Below are 21025 nucleotides of genomic sequence, written 5' to 3'. Positions count from 1 at the left end.
CCTCACGACAACGAAGCTTGCTGAACAACATCACTGATCACCCTGCAGGTCAAGCCGATCTCTTCCCCGGTCAAAGTTGGGTGAACCATAAACATCATACTCGTCTCACCCAGCTCCCTGGCATTGGCCAGGCGTTGCGCCGGGCGCCAGTCGGTGTTGTCGAACGCCTTCTCCAGATAAACCTCGGAACAAGAGCCAGAAAAAGCTGGCACGCCCCGGGCGATGATCTCATTGAGAATGCGGTCGCGGGACCAATCCGGTTTCAAGCATTGCGGGCGAACAAAAACATAGCACTTGTAGGCTGCATGTACTTCATCGTCTGGCAAGTCGGGAACACGTAGCGCAGGCAGTAGCCGGGCAGCAGTCCAGATGGCCAGGGCATTGTCGAGACGCGCACGATGCCAGTCCTGCATGCGACGCAGCTGAATCCGGCCGATCACCGCCTGCACTTCAAGCATCCGCCAGTTGGTCCCGAAGCTTTCATGCAGCCAGCGAAAACCAGGTGCGTGTTCACGCTCGTAAACCGCTTCCCAGCTTTTGCCATGATCCTTGTAAGCCCACATATCTGCCCATAGCTGGCGATCATTGGTGGTGACCATGCCGCCTTCACCGCCAGTGGTCATGATCTTGTCCTGGCAGAACGACCAGGCGCCGATATGACCAATGGAGCCAACCGGGCGACCTTTGTAATAAGCGCCGTGAGCCTGGGCGCAATCCTCGATCACTTTCAGGCCATGTTCATTGACCAGGGCCATGATCGGGTCCATGTCACAGGGCCAGCCTGCCAAATGAACACAGATCAAAGCTTTGGTGCGGGGCGTCAAAACCGACCGGATGGTGTCTGCCGTGAAATTCTGCGAATCAAGATCGACATCGGCGAAAACCGGGATCGCACCCGCATTGACAATACTGGAGACGGACGCCAGAAAGGTGCGTGACGTAACAATCACTTCATCCCCGGCACCAATGCCAAGTGCTTTCAATGCCAAATCCAGCGCCACCGTGCCATTGGCCAGAGCTACGGCATATTCGGTACCCGACCAAGCGGCGAACTCCTTTTCAAAAGAGCGCGTCTCCTGGCCTGTCCAGTAATTGACCTTGTTCGACAAAATGACATCGCGTGCAGCATTGGCTTCTTCTTCGGTGAAGGAGGGCCAGGGAGAAAACTTAGTGTTCAGCACAAAACCACCCCTACAGAAACGCTGATAAAAAGATTAGCGAAGCACTTTTACCACTTGATTACACAACCGGCCCAAGAATAACCAACGCCAAAGCCAACACCGACCACGGTTTTACCGGCCGATAAAACACCGTTGTTCAACGACTCTTTCAAGGCAACCGGAATGCTCGAAGAGACCGTATTGCCACAGTGCTCAAATTCACAGATAAACTTTTCAGCCGGTAATTTGATCCGGCGACGCAAAGAATCAAGCATAAATTTGTTGGCCTGATGAAATGCAAACAAATCGACATCGTCAACCGTAAACGCGTCGTCAAAAATTGAACCCAGAAGTTCTGGAATTCGCGTCATGGAAAACTCGAAGATGGCCGCCCCGTTCATGTACAGGTTGGCGTCGGTTCGAACGTTGCCGCTGTCATCCGTGTAAAGCTCAGGCGCCGGGTTGAGCGCTGAAGGGTTACGCGCCCCGCCAATCGGCACGATCAGATTTTTGGCACCGGCACCGTCAGTTCCGTAACGGAAGCGATCAATAAAAGGCCCCCCCGCCACAGCCTGGATCAAGGTAGCCGCCGCCGCATCGCCAAACAGGGTGCGCACACTCTTGTCTGCCGGATGAATATATTTACTGTAAGTGTCTGCAGTGACCAGCAATACATTTTTGGCTTGCCCGGTTTCGATCAAACCTTTAGCCAGGCCCAGGCCATAAATAAAGCCGGAGCACCCCTGATTGAAATCAAAAGCTCCACAGTGTGTAGACAGCCCCAGGCGATCCTGGAGAATACAGGCAGTGGCCGGCAAAAAATAATCCGGACTCTGCGTACACAAAATAATGAAGTCAATATCGGAACGTTCAATATTTACTGCATGGATGAGCTTTTCACACGCCTGAAAAGCCAGGTCGGAAGCACACTCATCAACACCGACAACCTGACGTTTGTTGATGCCGGTTTTACCGAAAATCTTGTCTACGTTCCATTCAGGAAAATCACGCGCCAAATCTTCGTTCGAGAGGGTTTGAGCAGGCAACACATATTCGATAGCCGTAATTTTGGCGGACTGATTCATATATTTATCCCGAAATACGTTTGGCAGGAACACCAAAGACTGTAACACCCGGTGCGACTTTTCTGATAACTACGCTACCCGCCCCCACGACCGCATACTCGCCGACCACAACTTTGGGCACAATAACCGCGTGCGAACCAAGGAATGCACCCTCCAGCAATGTCACGCCACCGGTTACATCGCAATGCCCACTGAGTGTGCAGTAGTCCGCGGTGCGAGTGTCATGCCCCATCGTACAGGCTGAGTTGATGGTCACAAAGTCGCCCACCACAAGGTCGGTAGACAATACGGTAAAGGGACAAATAACGGTGCCCTTGCCAATCACGACATTAGTGCCAATGACGACAGTCGGGTGAATCAACGTAAAAAATTCGGCCCCTTTGTCCAGCAACTTTGCAGTCAGCAGCTTCTTCGCTGCAGGGTTGGCAATAGCGCACACAACATAGGTGTCTGGCTCAGGAACATACTCATCAATTTTTGACAAGATCGGCGGCAAGCCTGCAAAAATATCGGGCGCATTGCTGACGTCGTCAATGAATCCGGCAATTTCCCAAACAGTATCACTGGTTGCCTTGCACTCACCCTTGCTGATCAAATCCAGGAGCCAGGCATGAACTTCACGGCCAAAGCCCCCTGCTCCCATGATCACAAGCTTTTTGGTTGTTCTCATGCCAGGTAGCCCCCATCAACTACCATAGTGGTACCCGTCACCCAGCCAGCAGCAGGAGACAAAAGATAGTTTGCCGCATAAGCGACATCCAGAGGCTTGCCAAAGCCCAGTGGATGACGTTGCTCGATAGCTTTCATTGAATCAGAACCCACCAGGGACTCCAGGGTTTCGACCAGCTCGGTCTGGACAACCCCGGGTGCAATTGCGTTGACTCGAATGCCTTCGCGCGCCAGTTCTACAGCTGCGGCCCGTACCATGGCCTCAACAGCGCCTTTGCTCGCACAGTAGCCGAGCAAGGCAGGCTCACCGGCTTGTGCCATTACTGAGGAAACGAGAACGATACTCGAGCCCGGGTTGCAAACACCCTTCTGGCGAAACGCCTTGATCAATGAAAACCCGGAAGTCACATTGGTGGACATTATCTTTTCCCAGTGATCAATGCTGGTTGCACGAATGGGCATTGGCATTTGCACACCAGCAGCATGCACCAGGCCATCAAAGGGTGATGATACCTTGGCAACAGACTTGAGCCATTGAGGCACATCAGCCCCCCCAAGAAAATCAATGACCTCAAGGTTATGGCCGGAACCCTGCATACGCTCAAGAGTGGACTCAAGGCGACTCGTATCCCGTGCCGCCAGGGTAATGATCGCGCCTTGCTGGCTAAGCCATATGGCAACTTCACGGCCAATGCCGGACGAAGCGCCGGTGACGAGGATATGCTTGCCTGACAAGGAGAAAGGGTTGAACTGCGTCATGACGCGCTCCCTGCGCTATTGCCCGAAGTGACAGTCAAAGGACTGATCCACACATTATCAAATTCGGCCACACAACCGGCCCATGAATAACCGACACCAAAGCCTGCAAGCATGAAACGCCCCGAAACATGCCCGCCCGTTTTACCTTGATGCAGGCTTATGGCCAATGGGATGGAGGCACAACTGGTGTTCCCCACGTCCTTGACGTCAAGCACAACTTTTTCGCGCTCCAGCTTCATCCTTTTTACCAGATGATCCAGCATGAAACGGTTCGCCTGATGGAATACATACTTGTCGATAGCCTGCTCTCCAGCTGCATTAGCCTCGTGCAAGGCACTGACCAAAGCGGGCACTCGCGCAAGCGTGAAGGCGAAAATCTCTGCCCCGTTCATGTACAGATCATATGGCCCACGGACGCCTTCTTCGCTCGTGTGCACAGAGTTTCCGCTACGATCTCTGTAACCTCCCGCCGGAACAACCAGATTCTGCGCACCGCGCCCGTCTGTGCCCATGACAAAAGACATATCAGGTGCTTGCGGATCATGCTCAAGCAAAGTCGCAGTCCCCGCATCCCCAAACAATGCGGCCACTGCCCGGTCAGCCGGGGAAACAATTTTGCTGATGGTGTCACCTACCAGCAGAAGCGCACGTTTACTGCCACCGCCAGACAACAGTGATGCGGCCGTCCACAGCCCGTATACATAACCAGAACATCCCATGGCCACGTCAAACGCCGCCGTATGCATCGGCAGACCCAAGCGCTCCTGCAGTACACAGGCGGTTGCCGGCAGCGTGTAATCGTGGGTTTGTGAAACGAAAATCAAGGTGTCAATAGAGCTTCTATCGATGCCCAAGTCTGCAATAAGTTGTTCAGCTGCAGCGAAACACAGATCAGAAGAGCATTCGTCCGTGACGACGTGGCGACGTTCAACCCCTGTGCTACCAATAATTTTAGCAACGCTGTCGGTGCCAAAAACTTCGCCCAGGCAAGCGACCTCCTCTACCTTTTCGGGTAAAGAGCAGGCCAGGCCTTTAATTCGAACATTCTTGACCCATCGAACATGATTATTGGACGTCATTGCACTCTCCTATCCCACATACTGCAGATTCAAAATAAATCAAAGATGACTATTTATTCCATTGTGCACAAGACGCACGGAAATGAAGCAGTTTTTGCTCAAGCGTGCTGGTAAATTTGGGCGGTGAAGTTGACCACGATTTGCTTGGAATGCGCCTGCAAATCTGATGATCTTCATCAAATATCTTCCGGTTGATATCAGCACTTGACTGCACGAAACCTGACGTCATGTCCTTATAGCGCGGCTCACTGTTTTTGGCGGGATAGAGGCGACTGGTAAAAAAAGTGCTCTGTGTCGAGGGAGACGGGAAGAAGTTTTGAACCGAGTAAGAGTAGCCGAACGTTGAAGAGATCATGGAGAACGGAAATAAAAATATGCTCATGTAGCCTTGAAAAGGATCCGTTGTCGCATAAAAACGGTTCAGGCTTTTGAGTCGCTTTGCAACCTTCTCATTTTCAACAGGCGAATACCAAATGGAATTCTCGGCGAAAAAATCATTCACACCAACCCCTAGCTGCAGGGTTGCCAGGGTTTCGGTATGAATCAATGGAATATGGTAAGGCTCCAGGGCATTTTCCAAAGCGATCGTCCAGTCACATTGGAAGGGGTATCGATTGAAATCAGCGCACGAATCAATATCCCCACTGACTCTTTGCAGTATAGAAAACACTTCCTGACCCAATTGCTCTTTCAAGCTGCTCCTGGGCTCTATTGCAAAAAACAAAAAATCGCCACACGCTTCGAGACGAAACTCGTTCAACGCAGCATGTTCAATGCCGCAGCCCTGAAAATTTTTGACCCCGGCGACATTCACCTTTCCGCGTGAATAACTCCAGCCGTGATAGAGACACTTAACAAACTGGTTGCCAAAATCTTCTGTAAAAAAACGTGCCCCCCGGTGTGGGCACAGATTGTCAAATGCAACGAAATTACCTTTATCGTTGATGACAACAACTTCAAAATCCTTGATCTCAAAGCGAATGAAATCCCTGTCACAGGCGAGTTCGGACTTGTGACCTATTGGATGCCAGTACGACCTGATCAAGTCATCCGCTATTTTTACAGAATCCAAAACCTTCATCTCCAACACGCCCTCCTAGCACAGCACGGTCATTGAAACCATCGCCGAGCACGCCGCACATGCTCACTCGTCAGCCAGAAATAAAAATACTCAACTGAAACCTCCAGTTGAGCACTCATACCTCAAATCACCCAAACGGGATCTATATTCAAGCCGCCAACAATTCTACGACCTGGTCCACCGTTTCACACTTGTTCAGGCGATCAGCAGACACAGTCTTGTTAAGACGCTCGTCAACCAACGCCATAAAGGTAACGACCGCAATGGAATCCCAATCCAGAGGCTGCCCCAGGGCAATCGTATTCTCGTCGGCTTCCATCGACTCTTCAATCAAACGCAAAATTGTATCGCTCATTACCGTTCCTTATCACTTGAGATTTTTCGTTGCGAAACCATGGTTCCGGTGAAAGCTTCCATCGTTACATTATTATCTTGCGATATGCCTTCTCTCACGAGCACTTTTTTAACCGTGAGAAAGAGTATCTTGATATCCAATAGCAGCGACTGATTGTCTACATACCAAGTGTCGAGTTTGAATTTTTCATCCCAGCTGAGCGCATTTCGGCCATTGATCTGAGCCCATCCCGTGATCCCCGGCCTGACCGCATGACGACGATTTTGCTCTGCTGAATACAAAGGCAGGTATTGCATCAACAAGGGCCGCGGGCCAACCAGGCTCATGTCGCCTTTCAGAACGTTCAAGAGTTCCGGGAGCTCATCCAGGCTGGTGGACCTCAAGACCCGGCCAAAATCAGTCATTCGGTCAGCATCGGGAAGCGTATTTCCATTCTGGTCGACAGCGTCTCTCATCGTCCGGAACTTGATCATTTTGAAGGGCTTACCATTCAAGCCGGGCCGTATCTGAGTAAAAAAAACGGGGCCTCCCAGCTTCACTCGAATCAAAACCGACACGACAATAAAAACAGGCATTAACACAATCAGACCAACAAGTGCAAGGACCATATCAAATACACGTTTCAATGCACCATTCCTCATTACCAGGTTCACGAACGACATGCTAAAACTATCATTCCCAGCGGCTTTTGGCTCTCCTGAAAATTCCAGACCTTGATCATGACCCTGTTTATTCCAAATTTGAATAAACAGTGATTTTATAATTAAATAAAATCACCTGCAAATTCTGCTAACAGCCGCTACAAAGCATGAACTTTAGGCTATTGGCGAGCAAGCGACTTGAAAATCAAACCAAATCGTTCAACTCCCCGAGACAAAGAGAGATTGGCCTTGTAAAACGCCTTGCCGTTCTCGGCCATTGCCTGACGCTCGCCTTCGGTTGCCTTGAGCAATTTGATCGCAGCATCCGCTATCGACTGTGCGTCGCCAGATCTGGCGACAACACCACAGTGACTGTTGCTCACCAGGTCAGCAGCATCACCATCCACGGCCATCAGTATCGGCCGGCCTGCAGCCATATAAGCCTGGGTTTTCGAAGGGATGGTGATCTTGAACAGCTCATCCTTTTTAAGATGAACCAGCAATGCATCAGCAGAATTCAAATAAGCACCGACCTCGGCCATTGACACAGGAGGCAGAAAAACAACGTTCTGAAGCTCTAGTTTCTGCGCTAACTGCTTGAGATTGTTGACCTCAAGTCCCCCACCGAGGAAAACAAACTCGATTTGCGGCGCGGCCGTCGACAACAAGACTGCAGCGTCCAGCACAACGTCCAGCGCCTGGGCAAGGCCCATATTGCCTGCGAACAAGATGCGAAATTTAGCGTCCGGCTTGAAAACAGAACCTTTCTCGCCCGGTGCCTGAGCGATGGCATCTTCAGCACACCAGTTATAAATGACTTCTATTTTTTCGGGGGGTACACCACGCTCGACCAAAAGCGTTCTGAACCCTGGGGACAACACCACTATTTTGGTGGAGCGCTTGTACACCCAATCACACACTTTACCGACGAGCGTAATGACACGCTTGTTAGAGATCATCCCCGTCGAACTCAGGGTGTCCGGCCACATGTCCTGAATGTCATTGACCACCGGCACGCGGCGGAAAAAACCAACGATCGACGCAGCAATACCGACCGTCAAAGGAGGATGATAAGCGTAAATCACATCCGCCTTTTTCGAGAACAGGCCATAGATCATCAGCGAGCAGGCAAAACTCACATAGTTGAGTATCCGGCCGATCTTGCTCTTGTCATGGCTGGGGTACAGAGGCACCCGGGTAACGTTGACGCCCTCTATCTGCTCTTTCTGCACAAGCCTGATTTTATAGCCAGGGTAAATCTTCCCCCCGGGATAATTGGGAAAGCCGGTAATGACTTCGACCTCAAAACCTTGCCGAACCAGTTCTCGAGCGAACACGATACCCTTGAAAGTGGGTTCGGGATCGAACCATTGAGTCATCAATAAAACCCGGACCGTCATATCACTCAATACCTTTTCCAAACGGTGCGCATCACATAGTCTCGGTAACTATGGATGATGCGCACAACTTTTTCAGATACGTTGGGCACACTGTAGTCTTCGACAAGACATAATGTTCGCGTGGCACCGCGGGCCTGGGTATCGAGAATATCCAGGGCCTGGAGGACACGCTCAACCTCCAGCCCAACCATCATGACCGCAGCCTCCTCCATGCCTTCTGGGCGTTCATGCGCTTCGCGAAGGTTAAGCGCCGGGAAGTTCAAGATAGACGATTCTTCATTGATAGTGCCACTGTCCGACAAAACAGCTTTCGCTTCAAGTTGAAGCTTGTTGTAATCCATAAAGCCCAACGGCTTGAGTAGTTGCACATTCGGGTGAAACTTGACCCCCATTGCATCAACCCTTTTTTGGGTTCGCGGATGGGTAGAGACAATCACCGGAAGGTTGAATTTCTCTGCCACCGTATTCAGCACTTCAACAAGCTTGATAAAATTGTTGTCCGAGTCGATATTCTCTTCGCGATGGGCACTCACCGTAAAAAACTGTCCGGACTTCAATTGCAGCCGATCCAAAATATCAGAGTCTTCTATCGCTGCGCGATAATGGTTCAAGACTTCAAACATTGGACTGCCGGTTTTAATCACCATGTCCGCAGAGAGCCCTTCTCTTAGCAAATAATTACGGGCAATGGTGCTGTACGTCAGATTGACATCCGCCGTGTGGTCTACAATGCGGCGGTTAATTTCCTCTGGCACGCGCATGTCAAAGCAACGATTACCCGCCTCCATATGGAAGATGGGGATTTTTCGCCGTTTTGCCGGAATGACTGCCATGCAGCTGTTCGTGTCCCCAAGCACTAAAAGTGCTTCGGGTTCGGTCTGCGCAAGCATACGATCAACAGCGATAATCACATTACCAATGGTCTCGGCACCGCTTTGACCAGCCGCGTTCAAGAAGTGATCGGGTTTGCGAATACCCAAATCATCAAAGAAAATCTGGTTCAGTTCGTAGTCATAGTTTTGACCTGTATGCACCAACAGGTGTTCACAGTGCTCATCAAGACGGGCAATGACACGTGACAGACGAATGATTTCGGGGCGCGTACCGACAACAGTAACGACTTTTAATTTTTTCATGAGTGCCTTATGACTACCCTAACGGACTTAGATAATGGTCTTTGATGCGAAAGTATCAGGCCGTGAGCGATCAAAAATCTCATTGGCCCAGAGCATGACCAGCATCTCTTCGGGGCCTATGTTGACGATATCGTGCGTCCACCCCGGCACCGTTTCAACAATCTGTGGAACCGCCCCGTCAGTGAACAGTTCATAATATTCATTGGTCACTATATGACGAAACCTGAAACAGGCCTGGCCCCTGACAACCAGAAACTTTTCGGTTTTGCTGTGATGATAATGACCGCCACGAACGATGCCAGGATGAGCCGTAAAATATGAAAACTGCCCCGAATCTTTGGTTTTGAGGACTTCAACAAAAGCACCCCGAGGATCCTCATGTTTTGGCACACCATAAGAAAATTTATCTGTCGGGATAAAGCTCAAATACGTTGAATACAGCGCGCGGCACAGGCCAGTACCTACTTTCTCTGTGATCAAGTTTTCACGCGAGTCCTTGAAGGCATGGATTTGCTCGGCAACGGCACCCACGGTGGTCTTGTAGCGGGTATCAATACTTAACTGATGAAGGCCCTTCACAGTGGACCTCATCACCCCTACAAACGCTTCAACCACATCATCGATATAAACAAGATCAAGCGTCGCGCCCGGGTCATTGACAGTGATTGGTAAATCCCGGGCTATATTATGGCAAAAAGTTGCTATCGCAGAGTTGTAATTTGGCCGTGACCATTTACCGAAGACATTGGGCAGACGGTAGATAAATACCGTTGATTGAGTCTCGCGCGCATGCGTCGCCAAAACTTCTTCTGCTTTATTCTTGCTGATGCCATAGGCATTATCCAAACAAGCTTGGGTAGAAGAGGTATAAAGAATAGGTATATCACGCTTTACCGTGGAGACAGCCTCGCACAACGAAGCCGTTAAATCGACATTCCCTGCGGTGAAGTCACTTTGGCACAAAGGGCGATTGACACCCGCCAGGTGAAAAATGAAATCCAGTTGCGGCAATTGTGTGTGCAGAGATGAAACATCATCTCCTCTGCCGAACTTGACAACTTCAATATCGGGCATTTCATTCAGATGAGCGACCAGGTTTCGACCTACAAAACCATCAGCGCCCGTGATCAGGACTTTCATGCTCATTCCTCTGGCGTCACATGCTCACCCTTTTGAATGGCCTGCATAAAGCTGAGTTTTAGCAGTAGCGCTTTCATGCCTTCGACATCCAGACGCATCGTATTATGAGAGTTGTAATCCTCCGTATGAGAAATCTTCTCTTCGCCCTCTTCAACAAACTTGCTGTAGTTCAGATCACGAAGATCGGGAGGGATACGGTAGTAATCGCCCATGTCTTGCGCACATGCCATTTCCTCACGACTTAGCAGGGCCTCATAGAGCTTTTCACCATGCCGCGTGCCGATAACCTGAATGGGATGATCGGGAACGCCCAGCAAATCGGTCAAGGCAAGCGCGAGTGTCTCAACTGTTGCGGCAGGTGCCTTCTGTACAAACAAATCTCCGTTATTACCGTGTTCAAAGGCATACAAGACAAGATCAACGGCATCCGCGAGGGTCATCATGAAGCGCGTCATGTTGGGATCGGTAATGGACAAAGGCTTGCCAGCACGAACCTGGTCGATAAACAGCGGGATCACAGACCCTCGTGAAGCCATCACATTACCGTAACGAGTGCCACAAATGACCGTCTTCGATTTATCAACCGTGCGCGCCTTGGCAACCATGACCTTTTCCATCATGGCCTTGGAAATACCCATGGCATTGATCGGATACACGGCCTTGTCAGTACTTAAACAAACCACTCGCGTTATATTATTCAGAATGGCCGCTTCGAGGACATTATCGGTTCCGATAACATTCGTTTTAACCGCCTCCATTGGATGAAATTCGCAAGAAGGTACCTGTTTAAGGGCGGCGGCATGAAACACATAATCAACCCCCCTCATGGCATTCGTTACACTTTGCAAGTCACGGACATCGCCAATGTAGAACTTCAACTTTTCGTTGTTGAACTTTTTGCGCATGTCGTCTTGCTTTTTTTCATCACGACTGAATATTCTGATCTCTGAAATATCAGTTTTCAGGAAGCGATTCAAAACGGCATTGCCAAACGAGCCTGTACCGCCTGTCAACATCAACACTTTATCTTGAAACATAAAACACCTTGGCTAAATTATTCAGGGACGGCATTATTACGCTGTCAACATCAGCCGTTTAATTCAAGTCTTATCAACGTGAGGTATGAGTCAGCCCTGTCTGCAGCTGAAGGATAAGAACTCACGTAACGCTGCGCATCGCTCACAAAACTTTCTTGCTCAGCCAGTGGCCTACTATAGTAATCTGCAATGACTGCGGCAGCAGAGTCCGCATCCTCTGGCGTAAAATAGTTAGCGTAGGTTTTACAACAATCTCTGATGAATGGAAGATCCGAAGCAAATAAAGGTTTGCCTATCAACATGCTTTCTATAGGGACCGCAGAAAAGCACTCCAGCAAACTCGGGAAAATCACGCCATCCAATGAAGCATAAAACGTTGGGCACTGCGCAAGCGTCAAGGGCCCCACATTATTTATATTTTCTTTGAAAAAATCAGAACAGGTGTCCCACTCTTCTGGCACGAAGGTCACGAAGAGGTCTGCCTCGATGGCATGCTTTTCTTTCAATGTTTGTTTGATATAAGGCAACAGATCAAGGTTTTTGTGCGCATAGTTCCTTGAGATCAGACCCAGTTTTATTCTGCGATCAGAGCCCATGGGGGTGTCTATGGCCAGCCATCGATCGGGCTCGGAAAAAACCGAGTCGACTGCGCTATTCACCACATAAATTTTTTTATTGCGGAAAGCTGGTATTTTTTGCAAACCTGTTTTGACATGCTCCAACTCAACCACCAGGGCATCCGCTTGTGCAAAAAAAAACTCTTGCAACTTGAATCTCAACCGCTCAACTTTTCGCTGACGCACAGGTATCTTTAAAAACGCCCGGCTGTCAGGGTAAATGATAGAGGGCTGTGCAAAACCAACGATATGTCTGGTTGGCTTTCGCAGCGTATAAGCGGGTCCAAATACAGTAAATACCAAATCGTAGCCGGACAGTTCTTTGCTTAAACCGCTCCACAGTGCCTTGATTCCAACATAGTCAATGGATTTCACAGACCTGAATACGGAAAAATCTGTATCAAGATCCTTCAGATTCTTCATGATTTTGGTTGATACAAGGAGGGATATATCAAATTCCAGATTTTTTTTCTGGCTCAGGGATTTAATATATGAAGTCGCGACCGCGACTCCGCCTCCCACATGAAGATTAGAACCATTTATCAAGACATGCTGTCTTTGTCTATTCGTCATACACTACCTTGGGTCGAAACATTTCTCAACAGCGGGATATATTTATCGAGAACAGTACGCCAATAATCTTCAGTAAAGATGAGATCTTCCGTACCTATAAAGCCTACCAATGGCTGTATATCAATCTCATATGACTCGCCTGCATCAACACAGTCATACCTGGGTTCTTTACCAAGTCCGTACGCAATGCGTTCAACTATTTGCACCACCGACGCAGAGTGACCAGGGGCTATATTTTGAACTGTGTTGACACCCTGGTTTGCATTCAGCAATCGCCCACACACACGCACAACATCGTCAATATCAATTAAACGCCGTTGCGCATTCAATTGAACCTTGAGCGTGATATTCTGCAGTATGGACCTGACGATGTAACTGATGAGCGTCGAATTATTGACAACACCCACCACTTGAGGGAGACGATAAATACACCACTCTGCCGCGAGTGAAGAGACTATTTTTTCCATCGCACATTTATGATCAATATACGGTGTGCGAACCGCTTGACTCACACTGCATGTAGAAAAATATACAATGCGTAGTTCACTGTGCTGTTGTATTGCAGTCGTGACCAGGTCTATTTCCCGTTGAAACTCGGCAAGCCGGGTTTCACTCGAGTTTGACACCCCCGCACCAATGATTAGGCAATCCCTCTCAGCCTTCAAATTGGCCATGTTTCTGGCGAGCAGTCCATTACCTATTATCTTAATCATTGAATAATACTTTTCGGAATGTATCAGCTAAAAATAAATAAACCGGCACTGCGCATTTCACCACCGGTGAACCAGCGTCTGCATCTGTCGCTTTACTACTGCTAATGCTTGAGCCGCGAAATACCTATCACAGCGCACATGTTGTGCTGCTGCTTTGAATTGTCGTTTTTTCAGAAAATAAATAAACAGGTTGTGAGCATAGGCGGACTTCAACTCATTTTTTTTGACAATACTGCCAAAATATTTATTGAAATACACAGCCACTTTATAGGCATTTTTTTCAAACCTGATTTTTCCGGTGTGCGAGGAAAAGTGCGAAGCACTTTGTAGCAATACTCTGTACGTGGCCATGCTTTCATTCAAGTAACCAATTTTATAGTTACTGGCAACGTGTAGCCATAAAATATAATCCAGCATTTTGACTTTCAAGAAATCGGCGTGCTGATGATAGCCCTTCAACGCATCGGCCTTGAGTAAGACGCTACATGATTTATACGGATTACCTCTCACCAAGTCTGCCTTGACATCGCCTGCCGGAGGCTGGAAACCTCTGGAAGCGTCATGATTCAAAGCGGTTGACTGAGTTGATTGGTCCAATACATTGGTGTCCGTAAACACCGCGCCATAATCAGCATGTTCTTTCAGGAACGCGAGCTGCTTTTCCAGCTTCAACGGTTCGCACCAAAAATCGTCTCCTTCGCAAGGCGCAATATATTCTCCCCTTGCATGACACACTGCCAAATCAAACACTCGCTGTCCGGTCGAATATTTATTTGATTGCTGCTGAATAACTTTGATTACGTCGGGATAGCGCTCCGCATACCCCTTTAATATCTCAGGCGTACTGTCCGTGGAGGCATCATCATGAATGATGATTTCATAGGGCACGGATAAGCGCTGGGCCAAAAAGGAATCCACAGCCTGGCCAATAAACGCCTCTTGGTTATACGTAGTACACACAACACTCACAACAATTGACTTACTCACTCAGGCGATCCACCTTACTCAGTATTACCTTGCTGCTACTACCCGAACATTTGAAAAGCGTCATCAGGGCGATGAGACTCAACAGATAAAAAAAGGCCGAGTACTGCCTGTAGTAGAACACCCCCCACGAAACAACCTGGAAAAGTAAAATAAACAAGAGCAAATCAGAGAACTTTATGAAGCCATGCTTATTTACATCTCGTGAGGCACAATACGCCAGGACGCTGAGTACGGTAAGCGCAATCAAGCCGCCCACCCTACCAAAGTCATACATGAAAGAACCAACCAGAGTGGTAAACACCCAGGGCATCACACCATTGTCTAAAAACACCTGATTCCAGGCTTCTTTGTCAAACATCGCGGGGAGGGAGCCAAGAACGTATGATTCGAAATTCACCACGGGGGCAAATGATATGGCGCCCAGGGCAAGTGGTGGATCAACCAGATAATGATCATTGAAGTTTAACGCTTGCTGACCGGCATAATCCATTAACGCCAGTACTAGATCACCCGCACCACCACCACCAAAACGTTTTACGGAAATCATCATGAACACGAAAATAGCGGGTACCGCCAATATCAACGCTGCTCGCTTCAGAAACTTTAACTTCTGCTCAGTCACAAAATCCTTGAACAAGAGATAGAAAAAAATCAGCGACATCCCCCAAAATACAACACCGTCTCTCCCCACGTAAGCCATGATGTAAAAAATATACACCGTGCTCAGGATCAAATGCATAAAGGCTTTGCTCGACCTGGCTCCAGGGTAGGCATCCGTCAGGTTCAAAAAGGCGTACAACATATTTAAAAGGAATAAATTGGCGACCAACGAAAATATAGAGTTGACTATACCCGCGCTGCCCAAATAGTTTGCCTCACCTGCAGCGACTGCATTTCGGTTGGCTTCAATATCTCCACTGAGCACTGTCAATGCGTGCCATAAGAAAAAAACTATGGCCCCGAAGGTGAAGGGCACTATGGCTTTTTCAACAAACTTTATGAACCTGATATTATTCAGCACTATATGTTGCAAGCGGTGATCTCGAAAACGGAAAAACCCGATAAAGACCACACACAAACCCAGTGAAAAATAAATCATGGGCTCTAACTGAATATTATATTTTTCATCATATGAGAAGAATAAATACAAAATCAGCGAGCATATCAAAGATGAGAAATAAATAAACACCAGGTAACTGACAACACCAAACCTGAAGCCATTGAGCACCTGATACATTAAAAACAAAAAACCCACTACCAGCACAGGAATAAAAATCATCTATGCCTCTTAAGCTCATCGAAAAGTGATAACTTCAATTGATAATAGGCGACCAGAATCATGGTCATAAAAATTGCCAACCCAGCGCCAATCACAAACAACAAATTATTGATTACACCTGCAGGCTGCACATCCAATGCACTTATCAACAAGGCAACAACAACCCCTGGAGCAAGCACCTTCAACACATCGCCAAGCAACCAGTCCAGGTGAATTCCGGGTATTAATTTTCGATGCACATAGGCGACCCAGAACATTACAAACAGCAAGTTAGTCAGCAGCCACACACACCCTGCACCCACCGCTCCATAATGACTCGCCGCAAAATAAGTGGCCGGCAGAATCGTTGCTATCATTATCACGTTACCCTTCAAATGATAATGCAAATTGCCCCTTGCATACTGCATATAGTAAGGAAAAGCACCAATCGCTAAAAATCCGTTCCCCAAGGCATAGAGCTTCAGTATCAACGCTGTGTTTTCTTGAAGTTGAGCACCGCCGGTCCAGGCATATAATAACTGACCGCCTGCACACATCAGCGTTAGGGTCACAACACCTGCCAGCAGACTCACCAATTGTGTTGATTTACGATAGACGTCAATTACTTGGTCCGTTTTACCTTGTGAATGCAGGTTGGCCATTCGCGGCATGATTGCGGAGCTTATAGGCCCGCTGATGACCATCACAACGCTTGCCACCAATACAGCCAGGGTAAAAAAACCATATTCATTCAATGGCAATAACTTAGACAATAACAACTTGTCCGTCTGAGTTGCGAACACCCAGACAGACGATGTAAATGCAATCGTCATGGAAAATTGCAACACGGCTTTTACAGGTTTTATTGACCAGCCAACAGGCTGACTATCATATTTATAATCACTTATTATCTGGCATGACTTGTACCACAAACCCAGGATTTCCAGGGTCGCCACGCCCAGCTGATAAAAGAAAAACGTCTGCGCCGTATACCCAAAATACCACATGACAGGGAACACAAGAACAAACCGAAAGGTTGTAATGATGACATTGAACACACCCAACCAGACTTGCTGCTCCACCCCGCTTATCACACCCCGGTACAGCCCTCCCATCCAGCGCAGAGCCACGCAGGCACCCATTATTTGAATGGCCAACGCTACTTGACCATGGGAAAGGACCTCAGCCTTCAGCCAGTGATTAGCGATATAAGGTGACAGTAAAAATATACTCCCGCCTCCCACAATGGCCAGTACCATAAAAATGACGCTCAGGCCTCTGAAGAGTTGCTTGAACTCCAGAGTGCTCAACACACCCGCCTTCAAGCGAGCAGCTTCGCGACTAATGGTTGGGGTCAACCCAAGGTCCAATAAATTGAACCAGGCCTGCAACATGGTGAAAAAGCCCAGAAGCCCGTAAGTCTCTGCCCCCATATAACGAAGATACAGAGGCAGCATGGCTATGCCAGCCAGGGTTATATATATCTGGCTTGCGTAATTCGCGACCACATTTTTCTTTATTGACACTTACTCACCTGCACATCGACGAGCAAGCTTTAATAACCGTCACAACTCTCAACAAATCTTCTCCAGTCAGCTCAGCATGTATCGGCAGGCACAGGACCTGTTCCGCCATATGCTTCGCAACTGGCAAATTGGCATCAGCTGAAGACCTCAAATGCTTGTACATTGGAAAGTCGCTGATCAGAGGATAAAAATAGCGGCGACTGAAAATATTGGCTTCTTTAAACTGCTCATATAACCCATCGCGAGAAACAGGGAACTCCTCCGTCACCAGAATCGGGAAATATGAATTATTGGAACGTTCGAAATCATCGCCTCCCGCCAATTTTATTCCGGGTATGGCTGCAAGCTCCGCCCGGTAGTACTCCGAAACCTGTTTCCTCCTGGCCAACACAGCGTCAATTGTTTTGAGCTGAAGCAGGCCGAAAGCCGCATTCACTTCACTCATTTTTCCATTAATACCCGGCGCCACGACTGTCACTTCATCGACAAAACCGAAGTTCTTCAACTGGTCTATTTTTTTCTTCATGGCGGCACTTTGACAAACAATCGCACCACCTTCGAACGTATTAAATACTTTTGTGGCATGAAAGCTCAGCACACTTAAATCGCCATAATTCAAGAGACTGCTACCCTCATGATCATTTACGGCAAACGCGTGCGCAGCATCATAAATTACTTTCAAGTCATGTTTTTTTGCAATTCTATCAATGCCTGCAACATCGCAGGCATTTCCATAACAATGCACAGGCATAATAGCCGTGGTTGCCGGTGTAATCGCAGCCTCGATGTTGGCCGGATTCATGTTCATGCTACTGGAATCTATATCTACAAAAACGGGTGTAATCCCATTCCAGAGCAAAGAATGTGCGGTGGCCACAAACGAGTAAGGTGTTGTAATCACCTCACCTTTGACATCGAGTGCCTGCAGAGCAGTTAAAAGCGCGATGGTACCGTTATTGAACAGCGAGATATACTCCACCCCCAAGTACTCACACAACTCTTTCTCTAACGCCTGGTGCATCTCACCGCAGTTGGTGAGAATTTTATTTCCCCAGATTTTTTCCAGGTATACATTGAACTCGGAGAGTTGAGGCAGCGAAGGCTGCGTTACGTATATTGGCTTACTGTTCACAACGCACCTTACTATAAATGTATTAAGATGGAGGTTGAAAAATCAAGACTTCAACTCGTCCAGAGAGCTATACAAATCAAGCAGAATGAGACGAATTAAATACCAACTCTTCCCTGCTCGACATCAAGCGCAACACATAAGCTATCGCCAACCGGTTCAAATTAAATGTGCAACAAATCAGCATCTCTTAAGAGCGGTGCACGCTGATCTTTTTCACTAATCAGATAACCCTCCATTGCAGGCCACTCAATCCCCAGCGCCGGATCATTCCAGAGCAGACTCCGCTCTGAGTCCTTGTTGTAATAATTGGTAGTCTTATAATTGAAACAAGTATCATCTTCCAACGCAAGAAAACCATGGGCAAACCCCTCAGGAATCCACAGCATTTTCTTGTTCATTGCAGACAATTCAACACCGTACCACTTACCAAACGTTGGCGAACCCACTCTGATGTCGACTGCAACATCGAATGCAGCCCCCTGAGTGACGCATACCAACTTGCCTTGCGTATGCGGTCCAAGTTGATAATGCAGCCCCCTCAGTACACCTTTCTTCGAGCTGGACTGATTGTCTTGAACAAACGCTTTTGGAACAGGCAGCCCCAATCCCGAAAGTCCTTCCTGAAAGCATCGTTCATTGAAGCTTTCCATAAACCAGCCACGTTCATCTACAAATACTTTTGGCTCAATGATAACTACGCCATCAAGTGCCGCCGAAGTGAATTTCACACACCACTCCATTCGTTCAACAATTTAGTCAAGTATTGGCCATACCCTGTTTTTTTAAAACGTTCCGCCTGCTCACTCAATTTTTCAGGTGTTATCCAGCCGCGACTGAAGGCGATTTCTTCCAGGCACGCTATTTTCAGGCCTTGCCTGTGCTCAATGGTATGAACAAAGTGACTCGCTTCAAGCAAAGACTCATGCGTACCGGTATCCAGCCAGGCAAACCCTCTTCCCAGCATCTGGACATTCAGGCTTTTCTGCTGCAGGTAAGATTGATTGACATCTGTAATTTCAAGCTCGCCTCGCGATGAGGGCTTGATTCTTTTTGCGATATCCACGACCTGATTATCGTAAAAATACAACCCCGTGACCGCATAGTTGGATTTTGGCCGAGCAGGCTTCTCCTCGATGCTGAGCGCACAACCGGCATCATCAAACTCGACGACTCCAAAGCGTTCCGGGTCAGAGACATGGTAACCAAAGACGGTAGCGCCAGACGTCTGTGACATGGCGGAACGCAAGTTCTCAGAAAAGTTCTGCCCATAAAAAATGTTATCGCCAAGGATCAAACAAACTGGATCCTGGCCAATAAACTCTTCACCAATGATAAAGGCCTGCGCCAATCCATCGGGGCTGGGTTGTTCGGCGTAGCTCAGTTCTATTCCGTACTGACTGCCGTCGCCCAGCAGTTTTTTAAAGCAGGGTAAATCCTCGGGGGTTGAGATGATCAGTATTTCGCGCATGCCGGCCAGCATCAATACTGACAACGGATAAAAAATCATGGGTTTGTCGTAGATAGGCAACATCTGCTTGGAAACACCCAATGTGAGTGGATGCAAGCGTGTTCCCGAACCACCGGCGAGGATGATGCCTTTACGTTTTAGGGGGGTCATGTCTCAAGCACTTCCTTAACTATTCGGTGCAGCACCTGCCGCACGGACAGACGGTGACTGAAATCTTTTTTGGATAAAACACGCTACCGCCCCAGGATTCATCGTCAATTCCCTGAGAACGCGTTATGTGATGATTGACTCGGCAGCGCCAGAGTTCCGGTTAGTGGTTGGTAATACTCGCCATCGGCAAACTGATCTGTTGCTGACGGTTCATTAAATTGATAAGCAGGATCACCCGTTCTTCGCCGTCCATCGCCATAAAAATGGACTCAATACCTGCAAAGCCTTGATCGAGGATGGTGACTTTGTCACCCGGGTTAAACGTCGTAATGATGTGAGTCTCTGCACGATTCTGCAGTTGGGAAACCAGTTCGCAGCTGACGGCAAGCGGACGCCCACCAAAGGCGACAACCCGTGCCACACCACGTGTGGAGCGCAATGGAGCCCAATTGGCGCCTTGCGGCATATGGATAAACAGATAACCCGGGAACAAGGACTCTTGTACGTATTGCCGCTGACCGCGCAGCAGCCGCTCGCGGCGGCATGCCGGGCGTGAGCATTCATAGCCCTGGCGCTGGAGGTTTTCCTCGGCGCGCTCGTCTTGTCTAGGCTTGCACTGCACCAGATACCAATCACCAGTTCTGGATTCAGCGGGTTCCTGAGTAACGGTGTTACTTGTTATGTGCATGAGGAATTCATAAATAGGTTCTTCCGTGTTTTACCATTGTGCAGTGCATGTGCCAATGGCAAGCAGTTGGTTCTTGCCCGGCCGTGATATTTAAACGCACCACAGCATTCGTTCATAGGAGCCAGTACATCGACAGTTTTATTATGTGACTGATGCAAGTCCTACCGCATTTTTTGATACTTGTTTGCCACTATTTAGCCATGCACCAAAGATAAAAGGCCATATCGGGAGGGTCTGCTCCAATTGAACCTGCATCTGCAGACAATTAATGGCACGAACTCGAGGCACCAGCAACAGAATCGCTGTGCGTGGCGTGGTGCGCGGACTGTACAACTCCATGAAGAGGCCATGCCCCCCCCTAGAGCTGGGCA

At 48.4% G+C, this 21025-nt stretch carries 21 protein-coding genes; all 21 read right to left on the bottom strand.

Going from position 1 to position 21025, the window contains the following annotated elements; genetic code table 11:
* Window positions 1-2: 2 nt before the first annotated feature.
* The 21 genes from AB3G35_RS11020 to rfaH all read right to left on the bottom strand — a co-directional run bounded on the left by AB3G35_RS11020 (window position 3) and on the right by rfaH (window position 20654).
* On the bottom strand, window positions 3-1181 hold the full coding sequence (locus AB3G35_RS11020; protein WP_369782661.1) for a DegT/DnrJ/EryC1/StrS family aminotransferase: 1179 nt from the start codon (window positions 1179-1181) through the stop codon (window positions 3-5).
* A gap of 47 nt (window positions 1182-1228) precedes the next feature.
* Window positions 1229-2245 carry a ketoacyl-ACP synthase III gene (locus AB3G35_RS11015; protein WP_106116303.1) on the bottom strand — a complete coding sequence of 339 codons (1017 nt, stop codon included), beginning with the start codon at window positions 2243-2245 and terminating at the stop codon, window positions 1229-1231.
* Window positions 2246-2249: 4 nt separating this feature from the next.
* Window positions 2250-2915, bottom strand: coding sequence for an acetyltransferase (locus AB3G35_RS11010; protein ID WP_106116302.1), 666 nt, complete (start codon window positions 2913-2915; stop codon window positions 2250-2252).
* A complete protein-coding gene (locus AB3G35_RS11005; RefSeq protein WP_106116301.1) occupies window positions 2912-3673 on the bottom strand; it encodes an SDR family NAD(P)-dependent oxidoreductase in 762 nt (253 codons plus the stop codon). Before AB3G35_RS11005 ends, AB3G35_RS11010 begins: the two co-directional genes overlap by 4 nt.
* Window positions 3670-4752: a 3-oxoacyl-ACP synthase III family protein gene (locus AB3G35_RS11000; RefSeq protein ID WP_106116300.1), complete on the bottom strand. Its 1083-nt coding sequence runs from the start codon at window positions 4750-4752 to the stop codon at window positions 3670-3672. Before AB3G35_RS11000 ends, AB3G35_RS11005 begins: the two co-directional genes overlap by 4 nt.
* Before the next feature lie 49 nt (window positions 4753-4801).
* The gene (locus AB3G35_RS10995) at window positions 4802-5833 is read right to left on the bottom strand and encodes a Rieske 2Fe-2S domain-containing protein (protein ID WP_106116327.1); all 1032 of its coding nucleotides are present in this window, start codon (window positions 5831-5833) and stop codon (window positions 4802-4804) included.
* A gap of 148 nt (window positions 5834-5981) precedes the next feature.
* Window positions 5982-6188 (bottom strand): phosphopantetheine-binding protein, encoded by a 207-nt coding sequence (locus AB3G35_RS10990; RefSeq protein WP_095002790.1) that lies wholly within the window; start codon window positions 6186-6188, stop codon window positions 5982-5984.
* The gene (locus AB3G35_RS10985) at window positions 6188-6850 is read right to left on the bottom strand and encodes a sugar transferase (protein WP_315247862.1); all 663 of its coding nucleotides are present in this window, start codon (window positions 6848-6850) and stop codon (window positions 6188-6190) included. The genes AB3G35_RS10990 and AB3G35_RS10985 overlap by 1 nt, the downstream gene beginning before the upstream one ends.
* Window positions 6851-7008: 158 nt before the next feature.
* Window positions 7009-8229, bottom strand: coding sequence for a glycosyltransferase family 4 protein (locus tag AB3G35_RS10980; RefSeq protein ID WP_134050733.1), 1221 nt, complete (start codon window positions 8227-8229; stop codon window positions 7009-7011).
* Window positions 8230-8234: 5 nt separating this feature from the next.
* A complete protein-coding gene (gene wecB / locus AB3G35_RS10975) occupies window positions 8235-9365 on the bottom strand; it encodes a non-hydrolyzing UDP-N-acetylglucosamine 2-epimerase (RefSeq protein ID WP_369782660.1) in 1131 nt (376 codons plus the stop codon).
* Between the two features lie 27 nt (window positions 9366-9392).
* Window positions 9393-10505 (bottom strand): NAD-dependent epimerase/dehydratase family protein, encoded by a 1113-nt coding sequence (locus AB3G35_RS10970; protein ID WP_169904257.1) that lies wholly within the window; start codon window positions 10503-10505, stop codon window positions 9393-9395.
* A 2-nt stretch (window positions 10506-10507) separates the two neighbouring features.
* Entirely contained in the window at window positions 10508-11542 is a 1035-nt protein-coding gene (locus AB3G35_RS10965) for a polysaccharide biosynthesis protein (protein WP_106116295.1), read from the bottom strand.
* 50 nt (window positions 11543-11592) lie between these two features.
* Complete coding sequence (locus AB3G35_RS10960; RefSeq protein WP_369782659.1) at window positions 11593-12732, bottom strand: glycosyltransferase; 1140 nt, start codon at window positions 12730-12732, stop codon at window positions 11593-11595.
* A complete protein-coding gene (locus tag AB3G35_RS10955) occupies window positions 12729-13406 on the bottom strand; it encodes an NAD(P)-dependent oxidoreductase (RefSeq protein ID WP_166672959.1) in 678 nt (225 codons plus the stop codon). The genes AB3G35_RS10960 and AB3G35_RS10955 overlap by 4 nt, the downstream gene beginning before the upstream one ends.
* Window positions 13407-13502: 96 nt before the next feature.
* Entirely contained in the window at window positions 13503-14432 is a 930-nt protein-coding gene (locus AB3G35_RS10950) for a glycosyltransferase (RefSeq protein WP_369782658.1), read from the bottom strand.
* Window positions 14425-15711 carry an O-antigen polymerase gene (locus tag AB3G35_RS10945; protein WP_134050448.1) on the bottom strand — a complete coding sequence of 429 codons (1287 nt, stop codon included), beginning with the start codon at window positions 15709-15711 and terminating at the stop codon, window positions 14425-14427. The genes AB3G35_RS10950 and AB3G35_RS10945 overlap by 8 nt, the downstream gene beginning before the upstream one ends.
* Complete coding sequence (locus AB3G35_RS10940; RefSeq protein WP_369782656.1) at window positions 15708-17216, bottom strand: oligosaccharide flippase family protein; 1509 nt, start codon at window positions 17214-17216, stop codon at window positions 15708-15710. Before AB3G35_RS10940 ends, AB3G35_RS10945 begins: the two co-directional genes overlap by 4 nt.
* A gap of 4 nt (window positions 17217-17220) precedes the next feature.
* Window positions 17221-18348 carry a DegT/DnrJ/EryC1/StrS aminotransferase family protein gene (locus tag AB3G35_RS10935; RefSeq protein ID WP_169872710.1) on the bottom strand — a complete coding sequence of 376 codons (1128 nt, stop codon included), beginning with the start codon at window positions 18346-18348 and terminating at the stop codon, window positions 17221-17223.
* A 161-nt stretch (window positions 18349-18509) separates the two neighbouring features.
* Window positions 18510-19076, bottom strand: a complete 567-nt coding sequence (gene rfbC, locus AB3G35_RS10930; RefSeq protein ID WP_315247851.1) for a dTDP-4-dehydrorhamnose 3,5-epimerase — start codon at window positions 19074-19076, stop codon at window positions 18510-18512.
* The gene (gene rfbA / locus AB3G35_RS10925) at window positions 19073-19966 is read right to left on the bottom strand and encodes a glucose-1-phosphate thymidylyltransferase RfbA (protein WP_106116287.1); all 894 of its coding nucleotides are present in this window, start codon (window positions 19964-19966) and stop codon (window positions 19073-19075) included. Before rfbA ends, rfbC begins: the two co-directional genes overlap by 4 nt.
* Before the next feature lie 160 nt (window positions 19967-20126).
* Entirely contained in the window at window positions 20127-20654 is a 528-nt protein-coding gene (gene rfaH, locus AB3G35_RS10920; RefSeq protein ID WP_177413512.1) for a transcription/translation regulatory transformer protein RfaH, read from the bottom strand.
* Between the last annotated feature and the right edge of the window lie 371 nt (window positions 20655-21025).

The sequence above is a fragment of the Pseudomonas sp. WC2401 genome, from assembly GCF_041200115.1.
GTDB classification, from domain to species: domain Bacteria; phylum Pseudomonadota; class Gammaproteobacteria; order Pseudomonadales; family Pseudomonadaceae; genus Aquipseudomonas; species Aquipseudomonas fragi.
The sequence above is the reverse complement of the archived record's forward strand: the minus strand, read 5'-3'. Positions and strand labels throughout refer to the sequence as shown.

What these genes read in the sequence shown, in the direction of transcription:
- wecB (WP_369782660.1), bottom strand. Translation starts at nt 9,365, where the DNA reads ATGAAAAAATTAAAAGTCGTTACTGTTGTCGGTACGCGCCCCGAAATC.
- AB3G35_RS10995 (WP_106116327.1), bottom strand. Translation starts at nt 5,833, where the DNA reads ATGAAGGTTTTGGATTCTGTAAAAATAGCGGATGACTTGATCAGGTCG.
- AB3G35_RS10990 (WP_095002790.1), bottom strand. Translation starts at nt 6,188, where the DNA reads ATGAGCGATACAATTTTGCGTTTGATTGAAGAGTCGATGGAAGCCGAC.
- AB3G35_RS10960 (WP_369782659.1), bottom strand. Translation starts at nt 12,732, where the DNA reads ATGACGAATAGACAAAGACAGCATGTCTTGATAAATGGTTCTAATCTT.
- AB3G35_RS11010 (WP_106116302.1), bottom strand. Translation starts at nt 2,915, where the DNA reads ATGAGAACAACCAAAAAGCTTGTGATCATGGGAGCAGGGGGCTTTGGC.
- AB3G35_RS10955 (WP_166672959.1), bottom strand. Translation starts at nt 13,406, where the DNA reads ATGGCCAATTTGAAGGCTGAGAGGGATTGCCTAATCATTGGTGCGGGG.
- AB3G35_RS10985 (WP_315247862.1), bottom strand. Translation starts at nt 6,850, where the DNA reads ATGTCGTTCGTGAACCTGGTAATGAGGAATGGTGCATTGAAACGTGTA.
- rfaH (WP_177413512.1), bottom strand. Translation starts at nt 20,654, where the DNA reads ATGCACATAACAAGTAACACCGTTACTCAGGAACCCGCTGAATCCAGA.
- AB3G35_RS11015 (WP_106116303.1), bottom strand. Translation starts at nt 2,245, where the DNA reads ATGAATCAGTCCGCCAAAATTACGGCTATCGAATATGTGTTGCCTGCT.
- AB3G35_RS10945 (WP_134050448.1), bottom strand. Translation starts at nt 15,711, where the DNA reads ATGATTTTTATTCCTGTGCTGGTAGTGGGTTTTTTGTTTTTAATGTAT.
- AB3G35_RS10970 (WP_169904257.1), bottom strand. Translation starts at nt 10,505, where the DNA reads ATGAAAGTCCTGATCACGGGCGCTGATGGTTTTGTAGGTCGAAACCTG.
- AB3G35_RS10980 (WP_134050733.1), bottom strand. Translation starts at nt 8,229, where the DNA reads ATGACGGTCCGGGTTTTATTGATGACTCAATGGTTCGATCCCGAACCC.
- AB3G35_RS10965 (WP_106116295.1), bottom strand. Translation starts at nt 11,542, where the DNA reads ATGTTTCAAGATAAAGTGTTGATGTTGACAGGCGGTACAGGCTCGTTT.
- rfbA (WP_106116287.1), bottom strand. Translation starts at nt 19,966, where the DNA reads ATGACCCCCCTAAAACGTAAAGGCATCATCCTCGCCGGTGGTTCGGGA.
- AB3G35_RS11000 (WP_106116300.1), bottom strand. Translation starts at nt 4,752, where the DNA reads ATGACGTCCAATAATCATGTTCGATGGGTCAAGAATGTTCGAATTAAA.
- AB3G35_RS11005 (WP_106116301.1), bottom strand. Translation starts at nt 3,673, where the DNA reads ATGACGCAGTTCAACCCTTTCTCCTTGTCAGGCAAGCATATCCTCGTC.